Source organism: Cytobacillus sp. S13-E01, assembly GCF_029193815.1.
Lineage (GTDB): Bacteria > Bacillota > Bacilli > Bacillales > Bacillaceae_L > Bacillus_BV.
In genome coordinates this window covers 1-20,279 of sequence record NZ_JARFVC010000043.1, presented here as the reverse complement: position 1 = coordinate 20,279, position 20,279 = coordinate 1, and the positions used below count along the sequence as shown (strand labels likewise).

Here is a 20,279-nt window from a genome sequence, read left to right as displayed (position 1 = left end):
TAATATCTTACATAAATAATCGAGGAGGGTTATCAGAATGGCAAAAGAAATCAAATTTAGTGAAGACGCACGTCGCTCAATGCTTCGTGGTGTAGATGCACTTGCTAACGCTGTAAAAGTAACGTTAGGACCTAAGGGACGTAACGTAGTTCTTGAGAAAAAATTCGGTTCACCACTAATTACAAATGATGGTGTAACAATCGCGAAAGAAATTGAATTAGAAGATGCGTTTGAAAATATGGGCGCTAAATTAGTAGCTGAGGTTGCTAGCAAAACAAACGATGTTGCTGGTGATGGTACAACTACTGCTACAGTACTTGCTCAAGCGATGATCCGTGAAGGATTAAAGAACGTAACTGCTGGTGCTAACCCAATGGGTATCCGTAAAGGGATTGAAAAAGCTACTGCAGTTGCTATTAAAGAATTACAAGCAATCTCAAAACCAATTGAAGGTAAATCTTCTATCGCTCAAGTAGCATCAATTTCTGCTGCTGATGAAGAAGTTGGTCAATTAATCGCTGAAGCTATGGAGCGCGTTGGTAACGATGGTGTTATCACAATTGAGGAATCGAAAGGATTCTCTACTGAGCTTGAAGTAGTTGAAGGTATGCAATTTGACCGTGGATATGCTTCTCCTTACATGGTAACTGATTCTGACAAAATGGAAGCAGTTCTTGAAAATCCATATGTCTTAATTACTGATAAAAAGATCGGCAGTATTCAAGAAATCTTACCAGTACTTGAGCAAGTTGTTCAACAAGGTAAGTCTCTATTATTAATTGCTGAAGACGTTGAAGGAGAAGCGCTAGCAACTCTAGTTGTGAACAAACTTCGTGGAACATTCAATGCTGTGGCTGTTAAAGCTCCTGGCTTTGGTGATCGTCGTAAAGCAATGCTAGAGGATATCGCTACATTAACTGGTGCTGAAGTAATTACTGAAGATTTAGGTCTAGATCTTAAATCTGCTAACATTACTCAACTAGGTCGTGCTGCTAAGATTGTAGTAACAAAAGAAAATACAACAATCGTAGAAGGTGCTGGAGATTCTGCTAAAATTGCTGCTCGTGTAAATCAAATCCGTGTTCAATTAGAAGAAACAACTTCTGAATTTGACAAAGAAAAATTACAAGAGCGTCTTGCAAAATTAGCAGGTGGTGTTGCAGTAATTAAAGTTGGTGCAGCTACTGAAACTGAATTAAAAGAGCGTAAGCTTCGTATCGAAGATGCTCTTAACTCTACTCGCGCAGCAGTAGAAGAAGGTATTGTTTCTGGTGGTGGTACAGCACTTATGAACGTATACAACAAAGTAGCTTCATTTGAAGCTGAAGGCGATGAGCAAACTGGTGTTAATATCGTCCTTCGTGCACTAGAAGAACCAGTTCGTCAAATTGCACACAATGCAGGATTAGAAGGATCTGTTGTTGTTGAACGCCTAAAGCATGAAGAAATAGGTATGGGCTTCAACGCAGCAACTGGTAAATGGGTAAACATGATCGATGCTGGTATCGTTGACCCAACTAAAGTTACGCGTTCTGCACTACAAAACGCTGCATCTGTATCAGCTATGTTCTTAACAACAGAAGCTGTTATCGCTGACAAGCCAGAAGAAGGCGGCGGCGGCATGCCTGATATGAGCGGCATGGGCGGCATGGGTGGAATGGGCGGCATGATGTAACTTGCCCCTAAAACCCTTGGTATGACTGGGTTTTGTAGTAAGATGAGAGTGGTTTGCTAACATTTTGCTAATATAGAGAAAATTAATCGAGGCTTCTCATAAGTTGAATAACTTTAGAGAAGCCTTTTTTTCATGTCTTTCGATACATGAAAATATGCATTTCTCGCCATATCGTCTTCAGTGTAAAGTGTTCAAAAAATGTAAGCAGTATGTTTCAAATCTACTTGACGCTTGTAAGTGAAACAGAACTTTAAATTGAGTGCGGTTACTTGATAGGTTTTTTATGGTACATGCATTAGAATAAAATGACCAAGCCGATTTGTTCATCCTGACGTATGGAAAGGTTCAGAATGACACGTAGAGATACTCTAGTTGACCCAAACAATACCATAGATTTCTTCATTAGAGTACTTCAAAGATTACTTCAAATAATATATCCTCTTCTATTTCGATTTCCATCAAGCAAAAATATTTTTATAAGAACCTGTCCTTTTTCCCATTTTATTTCTATATAACAAGTGAAGGGACATAAACCAATCGGTGGGCTGCTCGTGTCTTACGACCGAGTCTAGGTTCCTTTTTAAAAAGTCCATTAAAGGAGAGGTTCAGATGAGCAGGTTGTTAATCAATGAAAGCCCCGTTAAGATTATTCCAAGTTTGGCAGCTAAGACTGGTTTAAATGAGGCTGTGGTATTACAGCAAATCCATTATTGGCTGGGGATCAGTAAGCATAAAATTGAGGGGAGAACCTGGGTTTATAATACATACGAAGAGTGGCAGAAGCAGCTGCCATTTTGGTCAGTAAGTACAATTAAGCGGACGATTCGCTCGTTAGAGATGCTTGGATTACTTCTATCTGAAAATTGGAATCAGATGAAAATGGATAAGACAAAATGGTACAGCATTGACTATGAAAAATTACAGGAGTTTGAAGATAGTCTGCTGGAAACTCAAGTTACTCCTATAGTGGAGATATCATCTGAGGAATTTTCGGAGAATATGAAGGAACCCGCAGTCAATTCTTTTTCCGTGAAAAAGGTGATTCCATATGCTGAAATTATTGGCTATTTAAATGAGAAGACGGGAAAGAACTTTAAACTAAATTCTATTAAAACGAGGGAACTGATTTATGCCAGATATGGAGAAGGTTTTACGCTTGAGGATTTTAAAAGAGTCATTGATTTGAAATCAGCTGATTGGCAGTCTGATCCTGCTTGGAATAAGTTCTTGTGACCGGAGACGTTGTTTGGCTCAAAAATTGAATCTTATCTCAATCAGCAGGAAGGTAAGAAGAGACTGGGTGAGGAGGATTTTAACCTTGATGAATAAGAAAGAGATTTATAAGTTGATGGTTCTTATACAGGTCTTTTATGACAAATTTCAATTTGATCAACATAAGCTGGATGCCTGGCATACGGTCCTGCAAAAATATTCATATGATCGAGTGCACGAGAATCTATTGACATTTGTCGTAGTATCGCCACATCCGCCAAAGATTAGTGATTTGGTCCAGAATTTTTCGAGTGGGCGGTATATCCCTAGTGAGTTTGTACTTGAATTAACTGCAGGGGAAAAATAATGAATCCAAAAACTATATCATTCAATCTGTAAATTTAGGGTTTAAATTATCTTTTGTGATAAAATAAATGAAAATGAGGTGGAAAAAGGCGGTGAATATCGTGTTAGACCAAAGTGAAGAATCTAGAGGAAGAAAATTTGAGTGGATTGATAAATGGGTAAAGATGACTGGTGAACGAGCTAAAATAGATGCCAAGGCAAATAACACATATATTATTTATAATACTGAAAAGGGATGGGTAAGGGAATATCCAGATGGGACCATTGTTCCACATGACCAAGAACTTGAAGGTGAAAATAAATGAAAGAACAACCTATGATGTATGTGTTTGCAGGTAATAATGGAAGTGGGAAAAGCACTTTTCGTAGTCTATTGATTGATAAATTAGGTATTGAAATTAACATAGATCCTGATGCTATCGCTCGTAGACTTGACCCCTTAAATCCGGAATCCAAAAGACTAGCAGCGGGCAGAAAAGTATTAGAACTTGTCAGCGAATGCATAAATGAAAGAAAAAGTTTTTCAATAGAAACAACCTTATCGGGAAACAATGCTATAAAACAAATTAAAGAAGCAAGGGATAACGGATTTGAAGTAACAATGTTCTTTCTAGGATTAAAAGATGTTAACAAAAACATCGAAAGAGTAGCGTTGCGAGTAAAAAATGGTGGTCATGATATCCCTACAAAAGATATTCTTAGGAGACACACAAGGTCTCTTGAAAATCTTATTCAAAACGTAGAACATATTGATAATCTATTGATTGTGGACAACAGTAATTTAGATGGTGAACTTATTATAGAAACATCACAAGGGCTCATCACATATCAATCAAACTATGTTCCTCATTGGGTAAGTCCAATTATGAGTAAATTAAAATAAGAAATAATCATAGGTTCTGTCAACATAGCTGTTTCTCTCTACAATGCAGGGACAGAGTGTTGGATAATGAAATACCTATTAAATAAAGTTAAAAAGCATGGGAATAAGTATTCAATTCCTATGCTTATTTGTGTGTTGTTTTTTATGATAATTGAAGTGTTTGCACCTCAATAGAGAACCCGTTAAAAGCAGAAATATGCATCTTTATTTTCACCAAAAAATTAAGTTAAAATATAGTCAATAAGAAATAGAAGAATTACAACAGGTACAGGCACCAATTAACCTTCAAAAAAAACGAGAGTGGAAGAAATACAAAGCGGAATCGATGAAAAAATTGAAAAAGGATTGCTAGAGGTTTTGAGACGTATTTCGCTAGAATTACAACCAGTATTATAAACCGATAGTTTTAAAATGTTAACTAGAAATATTGAGAAATTACTTAAACCTGAATTATTCATACCAAGGTCATAAATCATGATTTTACTTAACCACAGCATTTCTTAACTCATGCTTACCGATTGCTCGGTCACTGCCATCATTAACAACTTCATTATATACTTCTTGTGGTATATAGATATCAAACAGTTCCCACAGCAATTCAAGATGACCAATGATGGATAGGCCGATAATTGGGCTGGTATTACATATTGCCTTCATCGTGTTTACCATCTTCTTTTAGAATGAATTCAATGGTTTCATCATCTTGTTTTTTACGTTCTTCTGTATACTCAGCCCAATGGATATTATGGTCAATTAAGATTTGAATAAAGTCTGAAAGGCCTTTACCACTAAGTTCAGCTGCTCGTCCGAGTGTTAGTTTTCTTGCGGTGAACAGATACATGGCTAGAGATAAATTAACATCTTCATCAACCGAGTTTACATTTTTTCCTTTTAAAAAAGGTAGGAATTCAGGATTAATTCCAACTTTTGCTTTCGATTCCTCCATTGCCAACAAGTATCACCCTCTCTTATTCATTATTTTAATAATTATAACACTTAAATTCACTGATAGAAGACTCCTTTTTTAGTATAACCTGTCCCCTTTGACCCAAGTTTAGATGCTAACATTTTGCTAACGCAATCCAATGAAAAACTATAAATGTCCGTTAAAGATGTTACAGACAGAAATTAACAAAACCTTGATATACCGCACTTTTTGCACTCATCGTGTAAGATATTACACACCCTCACCTTAGGGGCGGCAAGATGTAATCTACTCATTCTAAAAAGTTAGAAGGGCTACTTCCAAGTAATAGGAGGTAGTCCTATTCTTATTTACCGAGAATAGTACGAGTATTAATGACAATAAAGTGTATGAAGTGTCTGGCGCTATTTTTAGTGAACATTCACCCAATAATATTTTAATGAGAATGGTTATTTGCTTGATATTTTTAATGATATAATGAAGATAGTATTTTAAATCCATGATAGAGGTGGAATAATGTGACTAATTCTAATAATATAGGATTAATGGATAAGGGTAAGTTGTTAGAGATATTTGATTATTTAAATGAACGACTAAAAGAAAATCAATTGCAACTAGAGATAACAATTTATGGTGGTTCTATTATGACAATGGTATATGATAATAGGCCGGCAACTAAAGATATAGACTGTGTATTTAGTGAAACTAATTCGAAATTATTAGATAATATATTAGCCCAAACTAAGTTTATTTTTAATCTTTCAGATGGCTGGATAAATGAAGAGATTAAGGAGCCGCTAAAAGCTATTTTAAAAGAAGATAAAGAAACCTATAGGGTATATTCTAACTTGAAAATATTAAAACCTAGGGCAGAACAATTATTAGCTATGAAAATATTAGCGGCTAGACCAGAACCTGCTAAGGATTTTGTTGATGCCTATTTACTATGCAAAGATTTGGGTATTACTACTAAAAAGGAACTTTTAAATATTTTTAATTACTATATACCGCTAACTCTAATTGGAGAAAGACAAATAAATTTTATAAAATACTTAGGAGAGGATTTAGGATATGATTGGGAATAAGTATTTATTATCATTATTCGAATATCCTGATGAAGATACAAGTTTAAATCAATTATTAGAAATCCTAAGAACAAAGGATATGAAATTTATTGATAGCCTTAATAAACCAATAGACTTAGAATTATGCAATGATACAGAATTAACATACTTAACTAAAGTATCAGCCTTAATAGATTATTACTTTCAAATTCATGCAATTGAAGTACCAAGTTGGCTTAGAAATGAAAAACTAACGTTTACTAATCCCTATTATCATTCGAAGCGAATTAGTGATTTTGAGAGATTAAAATTACAATATACTAGTCCTGCTCCCTTTAGGGCAAAAAATGTTTATTTTAATTTAGAAGGTATTGAAAGAATATAACAAAAAGATGCCTGTCCCCCGTTGCGGTAGAAGTTTTCAGGCTATCCTCGTCTTATCTTATTTCGTAAAATAACATATCAAGGTGGGAAAGTAGCTGCTTCAACTAGCTGCCGAAATTAGCAGCAAGGATATTGCAAAGAAATGGTTACAACATTATGATAAACGTTTAGAAATAGTTCGCAAAAAATAAAATGCAAGATTGGAGATGAAACAATCCCAAGCCCTTTGAGTCCATTGATACCCCAAACAACTAAGTTTCCAAAATCCAACTTCTTTTCGGGTTTATCATGCGCACCAAGCTTAATAAAAATCAACTGGTTTTCGGAAAGAATATCTCCAATTATACGAAGCTTCCTTCAAGCATTCTAGAGCGTTCCTTAGGAGTCATTGCTTTTAGTGATGCACAGGCAACGGAGATCCGTGACCAAATTGGCTTTTTGAGAAGAAATAACTCCTCTATGGAAAACTTTTTTAAAGAGGGGCAAATGGATGAATTTTTTGTGAAGAGCTTGGAAAACGTACAGGGTGACGAACGTGATGTGATTTTCTTTAGTATTGATTTCGGGAAAACTCCTGATGGTAACCTTCATATAAACTTTGGGCCGTTAACCAAAAACGGGGGTGAACGACGTTTGAATGTAGCTATAACCCGTGCCAAATATCATATTAAACTGATCAGTTCCTTATTGCCTCAAGATATTCCCTTGGAAAGGACTAAGAGTATTGGGGTTCATCGTTTACGAGATTACGTGGAGATGGCTAGAAGCGGACATCTTCCAACATATTCATCTACCGATAACACCAAAGTTTTCGATTCGCCATTTGAAGAAGATGTGTACGAGGCTCTAGTTAATATGGGGTATGATGTTCACACTCAAGTTGGCGCTTCGGGGTATAAAATAGATTTAGCAGTGGTCAATCCTAGTCGACCTGATTCGTATCTCTGTGGGATTGAATGTGATGGGAAAACCTATCACAGTTCTAAAGTGGCTAGAGACCGAGATCGTTTACGTCAGCAGGTTTTTGAAAACTTGGGATGGAAAATTCACCGGATTTGGTCCCAAGAATGGTTTAAAAAACGGAAATTTGAAATAACACGGCTTAAGAATTTATTAAATAAACTTGAAAGTGAATAAGAATTATAACAAGCCCTATCCTATAGAGATAGGGTTTGTTAAGGAAAAAAACTAAAAAATGTTCTTTAAGAAATGCTCATACTTTTGCTCATACAAATTTTATTTTGTATTTAAGATTATTATAGAATCATAGTAGAAAACCACTAATACCAAGATTTTTTTAAAACCTATTTTTCTTTATTTTAGATAGCCATGAATGGGCGGCGTGATTTAAACCACCAAAAAAACCTTAATACTGAATTCTTAGAATATGCTCCTGACGATGCAAACGAGTGGTCCCATGGTTTAATGATGTAATATAGGCGAAAAACAAATTCACAAGAAGAAATACAAATAATAAAAGAATTACTTGTAACATTTTAAAAATTTCGTGAAAGTAAGTGTTATCACTTACTTCACTGTGTAAAAAATACTTGTCAACTGATGGTACAAAGTTATCATTGTTGAATAGGCGGGCGCCCTGCGCTTTTGTTCCTAATTAGAATTTATATCCATAAATTCTAAAACGCATAAGTGCAAATACGCCTCTGTCTTCGCCCTTCAGACTCGCCACTCGGCGAGTTTTCTTTAAAAGATAAGAAAGTATAAAAATTTGTACCAAGTTTTAGTGTCTAGCTCCGGGCGCCATCGACTCGAGGTCATAAGCCAATCCGTCCAGAAGGTAAAGAACAACCTTCCAGCCGGCTTGTCTTATGCTTGTCGCCGATAGGCGGGCGCCCTGTGCTTTTCTTATATTTTGTCACATGAAGGTAAACATCTTTGGTAATTTGATCGTCTGAATGACTGAATTTGTCCATAATTTGTTCTAGTGGTACACTAGTTTCTGCTGTTACTGTTTGGTTGTTTCCGTCATTAATAAGAATCTGGAGTTCTGGGATCAATATAATGTTATTAGAAAGCAAAAAGCTTGAAAAGTTGAAAAATGAAGAAGCACATTAAACCTAAATAGTTGTTATAGCAACCATTTGGGTTTATTATTAAAATTAGGACAAGCTAATAAATAAATTATAAAGTTAAAACAAATTTTCTACACTAAACTTTAGTAACTTAAAATGATCTAATAGTGCTCAACAATAGAGAAAATGCGCTTAATACATTTAATAATAGAGGGAGCAAATTCTAATATGGAGAAAAGTGAGCGGGAATCAATCCAAAAAAGAACACAGTTTAATATTATAAAAGATGACCCAACACGAGGAGAAGGAGGTTATGGGGTTGGGACCATCTCCTTAGAAAATGTAACTCCCGTGATTATTGACCCGGAAAATCAAGATGTTTTTATTGATATGGGTGCTTTACACGGGCGAAGCCGTGTAGAACAGAAGGTAAGTTTTAAAGCAAAAAAGGATGAGTTGGTTCAACCGCAAAAATATTGGATTGTTTGGATTGCGCTCGATAGAGGTGAAGAGGGTGCTTTCTATTCTGGAGCAGGTGCATGTGAAATCATTGTTTCTAAGGTAACTAAAGAAGGCAGTAAAAAACGGTTGGGACATAAATCGATGCCTGAGCATGTAAATTCCCTTGATAAAGCAATCAAAAGAAAATTTTCACTAGATAAATTGGATGATATTTCGAAATTACTTTTGAAGAACTTCCTTGTTGATTTTAATAATGAATATTGGGAAGGATCACCTGAAGAACTAAAGAAAAGCTTATAGAAAATAAGAGAAATCTAGGTTTGTATGAATTTTTATCCCACGCTTAAGGGCAGTAAAACCCCCACTAAAAAAAATTAGGAATTCGAGGAAGTTTAGGTGGGCGATCAACTGCCACTTAGGTCCGATGTCGCACAGGAATAGCACGCTTCAGGCGTAATAAGGTCAACTAACAATCAGTAGGGGGATGTGAAAACCCCATTGATTGAAGTTCACTTTATAAAAGGTTCATCCGTATAGTCAATAAATAATAAATAAAAAATTGATGAGTAGGAAATATGAGAGTTACCCATTAACTATAAATTGAAAAAGGTGAATAAGATGAAAAAGATGGAAAAATACGGTATTGATCCGAGTGAGGGTTTAGAGTTTGGAATTTATACACTAGGTGACCACTTACCAAACCCATTAACCGGAGAGAGAATTTCCGCAGAAAAACGAATTCATGAAATTATAGAATATGCAAAGTTAGCCGATCAGGCGGGTATTGACTTCTTTAGTGTGGGTGAGAGTCACCAGGATTATTTTGTAACACAAGCTCACTCAGTTGTTCTATCAGCCATTGCTCAGGTAACAAAAAATATAAAATTAGGAAGCTCATCTACAATTATTAGCACGTCAGATCCAGTACGAGTATATGAAGACTTTGCCACGATTGATTTGATTTCAAAGGGGCGTGCAGAGATAATTGCTGGTCGGGCATCAAGAGTCGGGTTATTTGATTTATTAGGCTACAATCTTCGTGATTATGAAGAGTTATTTGAGGAAAAATTCGAGTTGTTGATGAAGATAAATGATGAGGAAATAATAAATTGGAGTGGAGAGTTCCGAGCTTCTTTAAAAAATGCAAAGGTTCTTCCTCGTCCTGAAAAAGGTTTCATCCCGATTTGGCGAGCGGTTGGTGGAACACCAGCTAGTGCGATAAGGGCCGGTTATGCTGGTGCCCCAATGTTTATGGCTCACTTAGGTGGTCCAGCTTCTGCTTTTAAGCGAACGATTGATGCTTATAGAGAGGCAGCGAGAAGCAGAGGCTTTGACCCTGCAGAACTGCCAATTGCAACTGCCGGATTTTTCTATGCTGCAGAAACATCGCAGCAGGCTCTAAAAGATATGTATCCACATATTAATGAAGGGATGAAAAAGACGAACGGAACTGGGTTCCCTAAGCAGCAATTTGCCCAAGGAGTGGATCCCCATAATATTATGAATATCGGGAGTCCACAAGAAATCATTGAGAAAATTCTCTACCAGCATGAAGTTTTTGGACATCAGCGATACATTGCACAAATTGATTTTGGTGGAGTTCCATTTGAGAGGTTAATGAAAAATATTGATTTGATTGGTACAGAAATTTTACCTGCCATTAAAAAATATACACGAAAATCGGAGGCGTAAGGAATGAAGATTGTGGCGTTATCGGCTTCAAAAGTTGGCTCAAAGACAAGAACAGCGATGGATTACACTGTTAAAGCACTTTCGACGAAATACCCAGATGTTGAAGTGAAATTACTTGATTTAGCTGAATATGATGTTCAGTTTAGTGATGGAAGGAACTATTTGGAATATGAAGGTGACACAGGATATGTAACTAAAAGCTTAATGGAAGCAGATGCAATTATTATTGGGACACCTGTTTTTCAGGCATCCATTCCGGCTACATTAAAAAACATATTTGATTTATTACCTCAGAATGCATTACGTGATAAAGTTGTTAGTATGCTTGTTACAGCAGGTTCTTCAAAACATTATTTGATGGCTGAGCAACAAATAAAACCTATTTTAGCTTACATGAAAGCACAAATTGTGCAGACTTACGTTTTTATTGAGGAAGAAGATTTCTACCGGAAAGAAATTACAAATCATGATGTTTTGTTTCGAATTGATCGTTTGATTGAGGATACCATTATATTGAACGAAACCTTTACAGAAATACGAGAGAAGAAAGAAGAACAATACGAGATGGAATCGCTATAACACAAACGATCCAACAAGTAGCTGGCGCGATTGGTATTGCGGTAATGGTATCGCTTTTATCAGCAAAACAAAATAGTTTACTTAGCAACACAGACTAGGTTTTGTTAACTCAAAACCTGGTTTTTTTATGTTTGAAAATAAAAACGAGACATTTTATCCGATTTATATGTCAAAATTAATTGGTCATGATTCTTTTAAAATTTCAAATATAGTTTACAAATTTTAGAGGATTTAAGAAGTTTTTTACGAATAGTATAATAGTTATAGGTGACGGTTGAAATAGTAAAGAGAGTGGGGAGATGCATGATGGCGCAGCTAGATACAATGCACCCTGTATTAGGGAGAGTAATTGAAAATATTGAAAAAGTAATGATCGGAAAACGTGATGTGGCAACATTAAGCCTAGTTGCTTTGTTATCTGAGGGTCACGTTTTACTTGAGGATGTACCGGGCGTTGGTAAAACGATGATGGTTCGTGCATTAGCTAAATCAGTAAGTGCTGATTTTAAGAGAATTCAATTTACCCCTGATCTTCTGCCATCGGACGTTACAGGGGTATCGATATATAATCCAAAAGAAATGCAATTTGAATTCCGTGCGGGTCCAATTATGGGGAATATCTTATTAGCAGATGAAATTAACAGAACTTCGCCTAAGACACAGGCTGCATTACTCGAAGGTATGGAAGAAAGTAGTGTAACTGTTGATGGTGTTACAAGATTATTACCAAGACCATTTTTTGTTATGGCAACTCAGAATCCTATTGAGTATGAAGGTACATATCCATTACCTGAAGCGCAACTAGACAGATTCTTGTTAAAAATGAAAATGGGCTATCCAACAATCCAAGAAGAACTAGAAGTACTAAATAGAGCCCAAAAGTCAAAGCCTATCAATGAACTTGAAGCTGTTATTACAATTGAAGAGCTGATTGAACTTCAAGAAGAAGCTAAGCATGTTTTTGTAGAAGAATCTATTAAGCGATACATTATTGACTTGGTTGATCGTAGTAGATCACATTCATCTGTCTATTTAGGTGCAAGTCCACGTGGATCGATTGCCCTTATGAAAGCAGCACAGGCATATGCATTAATCAACGGTAGGGATTTTGTACTTCCTGATGACGTTCAGTTCTTAGCACCATACGTTTTACCACATCGGATGATATTAAAATCTGAAGCGAAGTTTGACGGGGTAACTACTGAAAGTGTTGTAACTAAAATTATTGAGCGGACACCTGTGCCTGTTCAAAGGACGTTGAATAGGTAAATGAAAATTTCAAAAAATCATATCCGATTATTTGGAAAACTATTACTGGTGCTACTCTTAATTGGTCTTTCCTTTGTTTATGCGATGTTTCAAGGAGGGTTTGTAAGCTGGTTTTTATTCTATAGCTTTATACCATTTGGTTTATACTCTATCGTTTTTACGTTTTTCCCAATGAAATCAATGCAGGTTAGTAGACAGACAAACCAAAAAGAATATATGGCTGGAGAGAAACTTATCGGCACAATTACAATTAATCGAAGGTTTCCGTTTCCGCTATTGTATTTGGTTGTGGAGGAGGACCTATCTCCTTCGTTGCTTCATAGTAAACAATCGAAAAAATCAAAGGTTATCCTATACCCAGGATTTAAACGGAATCTCACCTATCAATATGTATTCGACGCAATACCAAGGGGAGAGCATTTCTTTTCTGCAATAAGACTAAAGACTGGTGACCTATTTGGTCTAATTGAAAAAGAGGTTGTATTCACGTCGACCGATCGATTTTTAGTCTATCCCCACTATATTGAGATGATTTATCGTCAGTTAGAAAGTCGTTTCGAACAAGGAGCAACAGCCTCTAACGTTAAACTACAAAGAGACACGGCAATTGCGATTGGTGTTCGTGAATATAAACCAGGCGACCGTTTCTCTTGGATTGATTGGAAGACTTCAGCTCGTAAAAACGATATTATGACAAAAGAATTCGAACAACAGCAAAGCCACGATGTGGTTATTTTTATGGATCGTTCCAATTCACAATTATTTGAACCTGTTGTTACATTTTCGGCTTCACTTTCAAGAGCAATCTTGAAAAAAGGAGCACAGCTTGCGTTTATGTCCGTTGGTGAAGAACGCTCGCTATTTCCACTTCGTAGTGGTGAAATTCAATTACAGGAAATCTTTTACCATTTAGCTAAGGTACAGGATAATAGTACAATACCCTTTACGCATGTGATTGAGAACGAAGCTAAAAAGATGCAACAAACAATGACCTTCATGTTTGTCACTAGTAAGCTAACAGAGGACATGCTGCAAACATTTGAGAGATTGGCCTCTAGAAGCATGAACATAACTGTTTTTATAGTAAAAGAAAAGGTTGCTCAATTTACAAGTCAAGAGCTGAGTATTCTCGAAACACTTAGAAAACGAAATGTTTTTGCAAAGGTGGTTTATGAAGGGCACTATTCTGAAGTATTTTTTGAGGTGAGTAGATCATGACGGTAGATACAAGTCGTGCTAGAGATGGTCGAAGTCTATTTCTCCACATATTTGGATTTTTATTACTATGGGAATGGGTGCGACCTCTTTCAATCGTAACAGATACAGGTAATATTTATGTTTTTATTATCTTTATTGCTGCTTGTTTTTTATTAAACTTTTTACGGGTCCGATTATTAGTGGGATCGTTTCTAAAATGGTTTATTGTTTTCTTTATACTCCATGCCCTTTTTTATGATGGATTCTTTATTGATGTTAGATGGGTAAGTGAGTTGTTAGTTGATTTCTCATCCAATATTGGCTTAATTATGAATGCTAACTGGTTAGGGATGTCAGATGTTTTTAGGACGTTTTTGTTTTTAATGTTCTTATGGTTGATGAGTTATTTAATGATTTATTGGATTATCCTGCAACGAAGAATACTATTATTTTTAATTTTAACAATTGTATATATCACTGTATTAGATACCTTTAGTCCGTACGATGCTAAAGTAGCCATCGTTAGAACGATTATTATCGGGTTTATCATGTTAGGTATGCTGTATATTGAGCGTATAAGGGAACGAGAAGGTTTCCAAAATAGCCAGACAATACTTCTGAAAATGATTATTCCACTAATCGTGTTAATTGCTAGTTCAACAACAGTAGGCTTTTTTGCTCCCAAAGCAGCACCTCAATGGCCTGACCCAGTGCCCTATCTAACAGGCTATGGTAAAGGAGATAGTGAGGGAATGGGTGAAGGTATTAAGAAGGTTGGCTATGGAACAAATGATACCCAGTTAGGTGGACCGTTTATTGCTGATGACACTCTTGTGTTTACAGCAAAGGCTAGTAAAGGACAATATTGGCGTGTTGAAACGAAGGATGTTTATACAGGTAAGGGTTGGATCACCTCATCAAATCCCGTGAGAAGATCGTTTAATCAAGAAAACACTGTGTTAAATTGGTATGAGGAAAAGACAGGAAGAGAGTTAGCTGAGGCACATATTACTCTTAATATAAGATATAACCATCTTATATACCCATTAGAGCTATTATCTGTTCAAGCAGATCCTGACGTATTATTTAGTGTAAATCCGCTTACTGAAAAGATTAATACGATTCGGGGAACTTCTCCGATTTCATTAGAGGAATATTCGGTAACTTATAACTATCCGCAATTTCCAGTTGAGCAACTGCGTGACTTAAAGGATGAAAACTTTGGTATTAGTTTAGAGTCTAATGAAGAGTTTATTAAGCAATATACACAATTACCAGAGGAACTTCCTGAAAGGGTAAGAGAGCTAGCTGAAGAAATTACCGCTTTAGATTCTAACCGTTATCAAAAAGTTAGAAGTATTGAAAGTTATTTTAAGCAAAGCGATTTTAGCTATGATAGGAAAAATGTTGGAGTTCCGGGTAATGATGAAGACTATGTTGACCAATTTCTATTTGATACAAAAAGAGGGTATTGCGATAATTTCTCTACATCTATGATTGTGCTACTACGCTCTGTCGGTATACCAGCTAGATGGGTGAAGGGATATTCAGATGGAGAATATGTTGGTACGACTGAAGATGGATTACGTTCATATGAGATTACTAATAATAATGCACACTCTTGGGTTGAAGCTTATTTCCCTGGATATGGATGGATTCCATTCGAACCAACGATAGGATTTACGAACCCATCTGAATTTGTCTATGATTTGTCATTAAATGATGAAGAGACGGATGCGGTTCAAACCCCAGAAATCGAGAAACCTGAAATGCCAGAGCCAGGTCTAGAAGAAGAGGAAAGCGCAGGTTATACTCCTAAAGAAGAAAATTGGTTTGAAAAGCTTAAAATAGATACCTCAAACATCTCGTGGAAAGTAGTTATGGGATATATAATTTCAATCCTGCTAGTTGTTTTTATTATTTTTAAAACAAGAGGAAAATGGTTCCCGTTCGTTGCGATTTTGTTATATAAGTATCGTAAAAATGATAAAGTCTATTTTATTGCGTATAAAGTATTGTTAAAGCGTCTCGATTATTATGGACTAAAACGCAAAGAGGGCCAAACATTAAGGGACTATGCAGTTTATGTAGATAAATTCTTCAGTTCCAACGATATGAAGAATTTGACGTTAAGTTTTGAAAAGGCCTTATACAGGAGTGACAATGCAAAAGAAGAATGGATTAAGTCGGTAGAATTATGGGAAAATTTAATTAAAAAGACATCGTCTTGACCTTAAATATAAATCACTGTTAGAATTAACTCAATTTAATAGGTTACTATTTTTCCTTCATATATCCTCGATAATAGGGTTCGAAAGTTTCTACCGGGTTACCGTAAATAACCTGACTATGAAGGCAGACTATTCGATAGAGTTATTTGTACAATTTTGTACTATAGAACTAGAATTCTGCCTTCATTGAAAGCGGAACTCTAGTTCTTTTTTATATGGAAAATAAAGGATAAAGATAATTAAGAGTAAGACTGTTTTTTTTTATTACGAAGATATTGATATAGTATGTTTGTCGTTTGTTTAAATTTTATGATGAGGTGATAGATGTGCAAGGTTTTCAGCAATCCATCGTGGTTTTAGATTTTGGGAGTCAATATAATCAATTAATTACTCGCCGAATTCGTGAGTTTGGTGTGTATAGTGAGTTACATCCGCATACACTAACCGCTGACGAAATTAAAGAAATGAATCCAAAAGGTATAATCTTTTCTGGTGGACCGAATAGTGTTTATGGCGAGAATTCTTTTAGCTGTGATGAAAAGATTTTTGATCTAGGGATTCCGGTTCTAGGCATTTGCTACGGGATGCAGTTAATGACTAAGCATTTTGGTGGCAAGGTAGAAAAGGCTAAACATAGTGAGTACGGCAAAGCGACAATTAAAATTGAGAACGAATCAAGAGTGTATAGTGGTCTACCTGATGAGCAAGTAGTTTGGATGAGTCATGGAGATTTAGTTGTTGAAACGCCAGAAGGATTTAAAGTTGATGCAACTAGCCCATCTTGTCCAATTGCTGCAATGAGCGATGAATCACGTAATTTGTATGGTGTTCAATTCCATCCAGAGGTAAGACACTCGGTATATGGTAATGATCTTTTAAAGAACTTCGTATTTAATGTTTGTGACTGTAACGAAGAATGGTCAATGGAAAACTTTATCGAAGTAGAAATTGAAAAAATCCGCTCATTGGTTGGAGATAAAAATGTTCTTTGTGCATTAAGTGGTGGGGTAGACTCTTCTGTAGTTGCGGCCCTCATTCACAAAGCAATTGGTGATCAGTTAACATGCATATTTGTTGATCACGGCTTACTTCGTAAAGATGAGGCAGAAGGTGTAATGAAGACATTCAGTGAAGGATTCAATATGAATGTTATCAAGGTAGATGCGAAAGAGCGCTTCATGAACAAGTTAAAAGGTGTAAGTGATCCAGAGCAAAAACGTAAAATCATTGGTAATGAATTTATCTATGTTTTTGATGATGAAGCAACTAAATTAAAAGGCATTGATTATCTAGCACAAGGTACTCTTTACACAGATATCATTGAGAGTGGAACCGCTACTGCTCAAACGATAAAATCACACCATAACGTAGGTGGACTTCCTGAAGATATGCAGTTTGAACTAATTGAACCACTAAATACACTTTTCAAAGATGAAGTGCGTGCACTAGGAACTGAATTAGGGCTTCCAGACGATGTTGTATGGCGTCAACCTTTCCCAGGTCCTGGTCTTGGAATCCGTGTACTAGGTGAAGTAACAGAGGACAAGCTTGAAATTGTACGTGAATCAGATGCGATTCTTCGTGAAGAAGTGAAAAATGCTGGCCTTGAACGAGAAATTTGGCAATACTTCACAGTCCTTCCCGATATAAGAAGCGTAGGTGTTATGGGTGATGCACGAACATACGATTATACAATCGGTATTCGTGCAGTAACATCAATTGATGGAATGACTTCAGATTGGGCACGTGTTCCTTGGGATGTACTAGAGTTAATTTCAACAAGAATAGTTAACGAAGTTAGTCATGTTAACCGAGTGGTCTACGATATAACTAGTAAGCCACCAGCAACAATTGAGTGGGAATAGGTTGAAAAAGAGAAGAGTGCCTCACTTATACTCGTAGAAGATCATAAAACACGAATGAAACGAACGTTTATTTAATAAATGTTCGTTTTTTTATTGACTCTTGCAAATTATGCTGATACAATAACTACATAATTATATATTGTAAGAATATGTCGTATAATCTTGGGAATATGGCCCATAAGTTTCTACCAAGCTACCGTAAATAGCTTGACTACGGGATATCTAATTAAAAAAATTAAGAGTGATTCCTTTTTACTCTTCCTTTTTAATTGTTATTCCTTCTAGTCAAGCGCACGAGATTATCTCGGGCGCCTTTTATATTTTATTTTATTTTGATTAAACTATAAGGAAATAAGGGGGAGTCATACATGAAGAAGTATTTCCAGTTTGAAGAACTAGGTACGAATTATAAAAGAGAAACAATAGCGGGACTTACAACGTTTTTATCAATGGCATATATACTATTTGTTAATCCAGCGATGTTATCTTTAAGCTCAATCCCGGATTTACCTGATGAAATGAGAATGGATCCAGGTGCTGTCTTTGTAGCTACTGCAGTTGCTGCCGCGGTGGGGTCATTGTTAATGGGCTTAATTGCGAGATATCCAATAGCGCTAGCTCCAGGTATGGGTCTTAACGCATTTTTTGCTTTTAGTGTTGTTTTAACAATGGGAATTCCGTGGCAAACAGCATTATCAGGGGTTTTAGTATCAGGATTAATTTTTATCGTGTTAACACTCACTGGTGTTCGAGAAAAAATCATTAATGCAATTCCTTCTGAATTAAAATTTGCAGTCGGTGCGGGTATAGGGTTGTTTATTACGTTTATTGGATTTCAAAATGCAGGGATCATCGTAAACAATGATGCAACTCTAATTGGTTTAGGTGATTTAACAAACGGAAATACATTATTGGCAATTTTTGGTCTTGTTGTTACAGTTATATTAATGGTAAGAGGAATCACTGGTGGTATCTTTATTGGAATGATTATAACAGCAATCGTTGGGATGGCAACAAGTTTAATTGCTGTTCCAGAAGCTGTAGTAGAGGCTGTACCAAGTCTTACACCAACATTCGGTGCAGCCTTTGAAAACTTCGGTGATGTCTTTACTATCCAAATGCTAGTCGTAATCTTAACGTTTTTATTCGTAGACTTCTTTGATACGGCAGGAACATTAGTTGCAGTTGCAAATCAAGCGGGGTTAATGAAAGAAAACAAATTACCTCGTGCGGGTAAAGCGTTGTTTGCGGATTCTGCAGCGACAGTGGTAGGTGCTGTACTTGGAACTTCAACAACGACATCATATATTGAATCTTCTGCAGGAGTGGCAGCTGGTGGTAGATCTGGTTTTGCCTCAGTAGTAACAGCGGGCTTATTCTTACTAGCATTGTTCTTCTCTCCATTATTAGGTGTAGTAACATCTGCAGTAACAGCACCTGCATTAATAATAGTAGGAGTACTAATGGTCTCAACATTAGGAAAAATAGCGTGGGATCGATTTGAAATTGCAGTACCAGCGTTCCTAACAATCATTGCAATGCCGTTAACATATAGTATTGCAACTGGTATAGCAATAGGTTTTATATTTTATCCAATCACAATGCTTGTAAAAGGAAAAGCTAAAGAGATTCACCCAATTATGTATGGATTGTTTGTAATCTTTGTTCTGTATTTCATTTTCCTAACTGAATAGAGATAGAAAGGCACAAGCTTTATCGCTTGTGTCTTTTATGTATAAGTAGCATGGTAATAATTACCTTGTATATTCAGTTGACTCATCAATGATAAATTGATAATATAAGTGAGTCGCTTCACAGGAAACAACTTAAACAACTTTTTAATACTTGTTGACAGTGATTCTGATAGATGTTATATTATTTAAGTCGCCTAAGAGCGAATTTGATTCACAAAAAAGTTCTTTGAAAACTGAACACAACACAAGCGTCAATGTTTGTTTTAAAAAAATGAAGTAATGAACATCGATTAAGAAACGTCACGTCCTGTGACAACATCGATGTCAGCACTTCCATGTGCTAGTTCAACTCTATTGGAGAGTTTGATCCTGGCTCAGGACGAACGCTGGCGGCGTGCCTAATACATGCAAGTCGAGCGGTTCTTAGAAAGCTTGCTTTCTAAGAATAGCGGCGGACGGGTGAGTAACACGTGGGCAACCTACCTATAAGACTGGGATAACTTCGGGAAACCGGAGCTAATACCGGATAATATAAGAGATTACATGATTTCTTATTGAAAGATGGCTTAGGCTATCACTTATAGATGGGCCCGCGGCGCATTAGCTAGTTGGTGAGGTAACGGCTCACCAAGGCGACGATGCGTAGCCGACCTGAGAGGGTGATCGGCCACACTGGGACTGAGACACGGCCCAGACTCCTACGGGAGGCAGCAGTAGGGAATCTTCCGCAATGGACGAAAGTCTGACG

The 20,279-nt window shown here is 36.4% G+C and carries 18 protein-coding genes, 1 rRNA gene and 2 riboswitches; of the genes, 17 read left to right on the top strand and 2 right to left on the bottom strand.

Going from position 1 to position 20,279, the window contains the following annotated elements:
* The first annotated feature begins 37 nt into the window (after nucleotides 1-37).
* The 5 genes from groL (at nucleotide 38) to PY093_RS18965 (ending at nucleotide 4,136) form a co-directional block, all read left to right on the top strand.
* Complete coding sequence (groL, locus tag PY093_RS18985) at nucleotides 38-1,675, top strand: chaperonin GroEL (protein WP_275647370.1); 1,638 nt, start codon at nucleotides 38-40, stop codon at nucleotides 1,673-1,675.
* 609 nt (nucleotides 1,676-2,284) lie between these two features.
* On the top strand, nucleotides 2,285-2,908 hold the full coding sequence (locus PY093_RS18980) for a conserved phage C-terminal domain-containing protein (protein WP_275647369.1): 624 nt from the start codon (nucleotides 2,285-2,287) through the stop codon (nucleotides 2,906-2,908).
* An 85-nt stretch (nucleotides 2,909-2,993) separates the two neighbouring features.
* Nucleotides 2,994-3,254: a hypothetical protein gene (locus PY093_RS18975; RefSeq protein ID WP_481769325.1), complete on the top strand. Its 261-nt coding sequence runs from the start codon at nucleotides 2,994-2,996 to the stop codon at nucleotides 3,252-3,254.
* Nucleotides 3,255-3,345: 91 nt separating this feature from the next.
* A complete protein-coding gene (locus tag PY093_RS18970; RefSeq protein ID WP_481769324.1) occupies nucleotides 3,346-3,558 on the top strand; it encodes a hypothetical protein in 213 nt (70 codons plus the stop codon).
* Complete coding sequence (locus tag PY093_RS18965) at nucleotides 3,555-4,136, top strand: ATPase (protein WP_275647368.1); 582 nt, start codon at nucleotides 3,555-3,557, stop codon at nucleotides 4,134-4,136. The genes PY093_RS18970 and PY093_RS18965 overlap by 4 nt, the downstream gene beginning before the upstream one ends.
* A 480-nt stretch (nucleotides 4,137-4,616) precedes the next feature.
* On the opposite strand, the gene PY093_RS18960 is transcribed toward PY093_RS18965, so the two are convergent.
* Nucleotides 4,617-4,793: a PIN domain-containing protein gene (locus tag PY093_RS18960; RefSeq protein WP_275647367.1), complete on the bottom strand. Its 177-nt coding sequence runs from the start codon at nucleotides 4,791-4,793 to the stop codon at nucleotides 4,617-4,619.
* Nucleotides 4,777-5,082 carry a UPF0175 family protein gene (locus PY093_RS18955; RefSeq protein ID WP_275647385.1) on the bottom strand — a complete coding sequence of 102 codons (306 nt, stop codon included), beginning with the start codon at nucleotides 5,080-5,082 and terminating at the stop codon, nucleotides 4,777-4,779. The genes PY093_RS18960 and PY093_RS18955 overlap by 17 nt, the downstream gene beginning before the upstream one ends.
* A 497-nt stretch (nucleotides 5,083-5,579) precedes the next feature.
* On the opposite strand from PY093_RS18955, the gene PY093_RS18950 reads away from it, so the two are divergent.
* The 12 genes from PY093_RS18950 to PY093_RS18895 all read left to right on the top strand — a co-directional run.
* Nucleotides 5,580-6,146: a DUF6036 family nucleotidyltransferase gene (locus tag PY093_RS18950; RefSeq protein WP_275647366.1), complete on the top strand. Its 567-nt coding sequence runs from the start codon at nucleotides 5,580-5,582 to the stop codon at nucleotides 6,144-6,146.
* Nucleotides 6,133-6,510 carry a hypothetical protein gene (locus PY093_RS18945; protein WP_275647365.1) on the top strand — a complete coding sequence of 126 codons (378 nt, stop codon included), beginning with the start codon at nucleotides 6,133-6,135 and terminating at the stop codon, nucleotides 6,508-6,510. The genes PY093_RS18950 and PY093_RS18945 overlap by 14 nt, the downstream gene beginning before the upstream one ends.
* Before the next feature lie 287 nt (nucleotides 6,511-6,797).
* Nucleotides 6,798-7,646, top strand: coding sequence for an AAA domain-containing protein (locus tag PY093_RS18940; RefSeq protein WP_275647364.1), 849 nt, complete (start codon nucleotides 6,798-6,800; stop codon nucleotides 7,644-7,646).
* Between the two features lie 1,124 nt (nucleotides 7,647-8,770).
* Nucleotides 8,771-9,304: a YwhD family protein gene (locus PY093_RS18935; protein WP_275647363.1), complete on the top strand. Its 534-nt coding sequence runs from the start codon at nucleotides 8,771-8,773 to the stop codon at nucleotides 9,302-9,304.
* Nucleotides 9,305-9,631: 327 nt separating this feature from the next.
* Nucleotides 9,632-10,696 (top strand): LLM class flavin-dependent oxidoreductase, encoded by a 1,065-nt coding sequence (locus PY093_RS18930; protein WP_275647384.1) that lies wholly within the window; start codon nucleotides 9,632-9,634, stop codon nucleotides 10,694-10,696.
* Between the two features lie 3 nt (nucleotides 10,697-10,699).
* The gene (locus PY093_RS18925) at nucleotides 10,700-11,275 is read left to right on the top strand and encodes an NADPH-dependent FMN reductase (RefSeq protein WP_275647362.1); all 576 of its coding nucleotides are present in this window, start codon (nucleotides 10,700-10,702) and stop codon (nucleotides 11,273-11,275) included.
* 306 nt (nucleotides 11,276-11,581) lie between these two features.
* Nucleotides 11,582-12,544 (top strand): AAA family ATPase, encoded by a 963-nt coding sequence (locus tag PY093_RS18920; protein ID WP_275647361.1) that lies wholly within the window; start codon nucleotides 11,582-11,584, stop codon nucleotides 12,542-12,544.
* The gene (locus PY093_RS18915) at nucleotides 12,545-13,762 is read left to right on the top strand and encodes a DUF58 domain-containing protein (RefSeq protein WP_275647360.1); all 1,218 of its coding nucleotides are present in this window, start codon (nucleotides 12,545-12,547) and stop codon (nucleotides 13,760-13,762) included.
* Nucleotides 13,759-15,972, top strand: coding sequence for a transglutaminase TgpA family protein (locus tag PY093_RS18910; protein WP_275647359.1), 2,214 nt, complete (start codon nucleotides 13,759-13,761; stop codon nucleotides 15,970-15,972). The genes PY093_RS18915 and PY093_RS18910 overlap by 4 nt, the downstream gene beginning before the upstream one ends.
* A gap of 37 nt (nucleotides 15,973-16,009) precedes the next feature.
* Nucleotides 16,010-16,111, top strand: a riboswitch (purine riboswitch).
* Between the two features lie 187 nt (nucleotides 16,112-16,298).
* Nucleotides 16,299-17,837, top strand: a complete 1,539-nt coding sequence (guaA, locus tag PY093_RS18905) for a glutamine-hydrolyzing GMP synthase (RefSeq protein ID WP_275647358.1) — start codon at nucleotides 16,299-16,301, stop codon at nucleotides 17,835-17,837.
* Between the two features lie 132 nt (nucleotides 17,838-17,969).
* Nucleotides 17,970-18,071, top strand: a riboswitch (purine riboswitch).
* Nucleotides 18,072-18,205: 134 nt separating this feature from the next.
* Nucleotides 18,206-19,531 (top strand): NCS2 family permease, encoded by a 1,326-nt coding sequence (locus PY093_RS18900; RefSeq protein WP_275647357.1) that lies wholly within the window; start codon nucleotides 18,206-18,208, stop codon nucleotides 19,529-19,531.
* Between the two features lie 351 nt (nucleotides 19,532-19,882).
* Nucleotides 19,883-20,279 (top strand): 16S ribosomal RNA (locus PY093_RS18895); the annotation flags it as partial.

What these genes read in the sequence shown, in the direction of transcription:
- groL (WP_275647370.1), top strand. Translation starts at nt 38, where the DNA reads ATGGCAAAAGAAATCAAATTTAGTGAAGACGCACGTCGCTCAATGCTT.
- PY093_RS18980 (WP_275647369.1), top strand. Translation starts at nt 2,285, where the DNA reads ATGAGCAGGTTGTTAATCAATGAAAGCCCCGTTAAGATTATTCCAAGT.
- PY093_RS18965 (WP_275647368.1), top strand. Translation starts at nt 3,555, where the DNA reads ATGAAAGAACAACCTATGATGTATGTGTTTGCAGGTAATAATGGAAGT.
- PY093_RS18960 (WP_275647367.1), bottom strand. Translation starts at nt 4,793, where the DNA reads ATGAAGGCAATATGTAATACCAGCCCAATTATCGGCCTATCCATCATT.
- PY093_RS18955 (WP_275647385.1), bottom strand. Translation starts at nt 5,082, where the DNA reads ATGGAGGAATCGAAAGCAAAAGTTGGAATTAATCCTGAATTCCTACCT.
- PY093_RS18945 (WP_275647365.1), top strand. Translation starts at nt 6,133, where the DNA reads ATGATTGGGAATAAGTATTTATTATCATTATTCGAATATCCTGATGAA.
- PY093_RS18940 (WP_275647364.1), top strand. Translation starts at nt 6,798, where the DNA reads ATGCGCACCAAGCTTAATAAAAATCAACTGGTTTTCGGAAAGAATATC.
- PY093_RS18935 (WP_275647363.1), top strand. Translation starts at nt 8,771, where the DNA reads ATGGAGAAAAGTGAGCGGGAATCAATCCAAAAAAGAACACAGTTTAAT.
- PY093_RS18930 (WP_275647384.1), top strand. Translation starts at nt 9,632, where the DNA reads ATGGAAAAATACGGTATTGATCCGAGTGAGGGTTTAGAGTTTGGAATT.
- PY093_RS18925 (WP_275647362.1), top strand. Translation starts at nt 10,700, where the DNA reads ATGAAGATTGTGGCGTTATCGGCTTCAAAAGTTGGCTCAAAGACAAGA.
- PY093_RS18920 (WP_275647361.1), top strand. Translation starts at nt 11,582, where the DNA reads ATGGCGCAGCTAGATACAATGCACCCTGTATTAGGGAGAGTAATTGAA.
- PY093_RS18915 (WP_275647360.1), top strand. Translation starts at nt 12,545, where the DNA reads ATGAAAATTTCAAAAAATCATATCCGATTATTTGGAAAACTATTACTG.
- PY093_RS18910 (WP_275647359.1), top strand. Translation starts at nt 13,759, where the DNA reads ATGACGGTAGATACAAGTCGTGCTAGAGATGGTCGAAGTCTATTTCTC.
- PY093_RS18900 (WP_275647357.1), top strand. Translation starts at nt 18,206, where the DNA reads ATGAAGAAGTATTTCCAGTTTGAAGAACTAGGTACGAATTATAAAAGA.